General features: G+C 36.9%; 2 protein-coding genes. One reads left to right on the forward strand and one right to left on the reverse strand.

Annotated elements, in window-relative coordinates; translation table 11 throughout:
- Nucleotides 1-201 precede the first annotated feature (201 nt).
- The gene (locus R3X26_RS18690; protein ID WP_317718830.1) at nucleotides 202-600 is read right to left on the reverse strand and encodes a PPC domain-containing DNA-binding protein; all 399 of its coding nucleotides are present in this window, start codon (nucleotides 598-600) and stop codon (nucleotides 202-204) included.
- A 277-nt stretch (nucleotides 601-877) separates the two neighbouring features.
- Here R3X26_RS18690 and R3X26_RS18695 point away from each other — a divergent pair, with 277 nt between their 5' ends.
- Nucleotides 878-2230, forward strand: coding sequence for a glycosyltransferase family 4 protein (locus R3X26_RS18695; RefSeq protein WP_317718831.1), 1353 nt, complete (start codon nucleotides 878-880; stop codon nucleotides 2228-2230).
- The last annotated feature ends 5 nt before the right edge of the window (nucleotides 2231-2235 follow it).

A 2235-nucleotide genomic window follows, 5' to 3' on the forward strand; every position in this document is an offset into this window, starting at 1 on the left:
GAGTTGTTTTCGTGCGGTCGTCATGGTGATCCTCATGCGTTTTGTACCACGATAACAAGCTGAGTATTTAAGGGAAATTGAGCGTGTATAAATTGAACAAGTGTGACAGAAACTCAGTCGCTTTCTCATACTATTTGGTGTGTGTCCTTGTAAGCGATCGGTGTGTGTCCCGTTAAACTACCGTTAAACTATCCCGTTAAACTAGAGCTCAGTAATCACCAGCTCGGTAAAACCTGTACTGCTGTCGAGCTGTCGAGAAAAATGGAAAGATGGATAATGATGTATTATAAGTTCTGCTGTGGTGTCAATTATACTCCCTTCTAATAAATGTCCTCCAATAACACGTCCTGCACTATCAGAAACTGACACATGAATATGTTGATGTTCTATTGTTAAAGTGCCCATCACTGATACTATTTCTAGTGGTTCTTCGAGTTGTAATGTTGTCTGTGCTCCGGCTAACCGAAGGTTTACTATAGAAAAACAACCAACACAGGAAGCGAGGCTACCTGCTTGTATATTATGTTGAACAACAAGTTGTTGGATAGATTTTTTTAAATCCGACCCTCTGGTTAACCGGATAGCAATAGCCGATATCATCGTTGACTCCATTCATTTTTCTCTTAAGTTGTTGGTTTCACTTTTTGTTCACAGAGCAACGGCATTAAATTGATGAAATCTGTGATCAACCACAAGGATATAATCTATCATTTTGCTCATTCTTTAACACTTTCTATGATAAATGATTCAATTCCGTTTAAGTATAAAATCGATTTGCGATCTTTTCACAATCACTATCATAACTAATGCGTCTTTCAGTAGTTCAAAAAGAATTTATCTGGACGTCGCTACAGGTAACATTAAATAAGGTTTTAATATGAAAATAGCACTTTCTCATTATCGAGTTGGTGAAACAGATGGTGTTTCGTTAGAAATGGATAAGTGGGCGCTAATCCTTGAACAACTGGGACATGAAGTTGTTTATATCGCTGGATCCCAAGGGTCATCTGAACGAACGACTTATCTGATTGATGAAATGGCTCTTCTTTTTCCTGAAGACGAAGCACTACGTATGGAGTTATATCTTCATCAAGATAAAGCTGAACAAGAACTAAAGTTGCGTTCCAATAAATTAAAACAACTTGTAGCAGCAAGATTAGAAAAAATCCTAATAGACGAAAAAATCGACGTTTTAGTGCCAAACAATATCTGTTGTCTAGGACGCAGTATTCCTATCGGTGATGCTTTTGCACAAGTAATAAAGAAAACTGGAATTAAAGTAGTCAATCATCATCATGATTTTTATTGGGAGCGTGAATTTTTCTCTGGTTCTAAGTACCCCTTTGCCAAAAAAAGCTTACAACTAAACTTCCCTCCTTTAGATAAAAATATTAAGCATTGCGTCATCAATACTCTTGCCAAGGCCGATCTAAAAACCAAAAAAGGAGTGGAATCAATATACATTCCAAACGTTTTTGATTTCCAACAAAAAACATGGTCAAGAGATCAATATAACCAAGATTTTCGTTCTAAATTAGGCATTAGTGATAATGACCTATTCTTTCTTCAAGGAACTCGGCTGGTTGCGCGTAAAGGAATTGAACTCGCTGTCGATGTGATTAAGTGTTTAGGTGAACACAAAAAACAACTCATTGGCAAGACGCTGTATAATGGTAAACCATTCACAGAAAACTCACGCATTGTTTATGCTATGGTTGGTTTGCATGAAGATCACGGCTCATATATCCAGTTACTTGAAGACAAATGTAAACAGTCCGGTATTGAATTTATAATTGATCCCTCGCTGGTCGATCACGAGCGAACAATCCGAAATGGTAAAAAAATCTACAGTTTATGGGACGCTTATGTAGATTGTGATTTTGTTATGTATCCGAGTATTTATGAAGGTTGGGGCAACCAACTTTTAGAAGCGATGTTCGCACGCAAACCAACACTCATATTTGAGTATTCCGTTTATGAAAAAGACATAAAACCTGTTAATTGTGATTTTGTCTCTTTAGGTAATCACTACCAAACACTAGATAATGGTTTAGTTGCCGTGAGTCCCGAAGTAATTGAAAATGCAACTCAGCAAATTGTCCATATTCTTACTGATAAAGAACGCTACCAAGCTATCACTGATAAAAATTTTGAACTTGGTAAGCAACACTTCTCTTACCAAACATTACAAGAGAAACTGCAATCAGTTTTTACCGAATCTCCAAGTTAATTGTC

The organism is Vibrio sp. TH_r3, from assembly GCF_033101115.1.
Lineage (GTDB): Bacteria > Pseudomonadota > Gammaproteobacteria > Enterobacterales > Vibrionaceae > Vibrio.

What these genes read in the sequence shown, in the direction of transcription:
- R3X26_RS18695 (WP_317718831.1), top strand. Translation starts at nt 878, where the DNA reads ATGAAAATAGCACTTTCTCATTATCGAGTTGGTGAAACAGATGGTGTT.
- R3X26_RS18690 (WP_317718830.1), bottom strand. Translation starts at nt 600, where the DNA reads ATGATATCGGCTATTGCTATCCGGTTAACCAGAGGGTCGGATTTAAAA.